Source organism: Bathymodiolus azoricus thioautotrophic gill symbiont, from assembly GCF_001298715.1.
Lineage (GTDB): Bacteria > Pseudomonadota > Gammaproteobacteria > PS1 > Pseudothioglobaceae > Thiodubiliella.
In genome coordinates this window covers 1-802 of record NZ_CDSC02000375.1, presented here as the reverse complement: position 1 = coordinate 802, position 802 = coordinate 1, and the positions used below count along the sequence as shown (strand labels likewise).

At 35.0% G+C, this 802-nt stretch carries 1 protein-coding gene; it reads left to right on the top strand.

Features of this window, described 5'->3' with window-relative positions:
* The coding region (locus BAZSYMA_RS10045) for a hypothetical protein (RefSeq protein ID WP_195910148.1) at nucleotides 1-802 on the top strand (802 nt) is incomplete at both ends.

The window sequence follows — 802 nt, the reverse complement described above, 5'->3', positions numbered from 1 at the left end:
TATTGATATTGAAGAGTATGATTGGGTGGGTGGCTCGTTTTATCTTGAGAATGCTGGTTTCTATAAGCAATGCACAGAAGGTAATGAGTGCTACAGTTCATCTTTAATTCCAAGCGGGGTTACAACAAAATTCAATGGCGTTGATGAGGTTAGTTGTAAATGGCTTTGGGATACTAACGGAGGTTTAAGAAAGAACTTAATTAAAGAATTTAAACTAGATAAAGGCTTAGATAATGAAGAGGCTGATGACATAATGAGAAGTTACTTAAAATCAAGTGATAATTTTGTAGATTTAGAGATGGAAAATGAATTAAATAAGGGGGTTCTTTCATTCCTATCTGGGATTTTGGTGGTAATGACAACGTGGATATCTGAGTTTTTTATAAATACTCTAACAGTCGTGATAATTGCTTTTTTACCTATTGGTCTAGCAATGGTAAAATTAATATTTGTTGTTTTGCTACCCATTATACTGTTAGTGTCAGCACTTAGAGTTGATGTATTTATACAGCTAATGGTATTTTATTTTGCAATTAGTTTTTTAACTGTTATCTGGGCAATTGCTGCTTTTATTGACAACAATATTATGAATGTACTAACAGACACAGGCATAGGCAATGATAGTGCTTCAAGTATTGCCAGTGAATTAATGGGCAGAATGACAACATCTGGTGCAATGGTTGCCCTTGGCTCATCATTTCTATATTATCAGATGACAACAAGGTGGTTTAAACTAATGGCAATGGTCGGCGCTGAAGGTGCAAAAGAAGCTTCAGGAGCTATGGATGACTCTAAAGAAAGC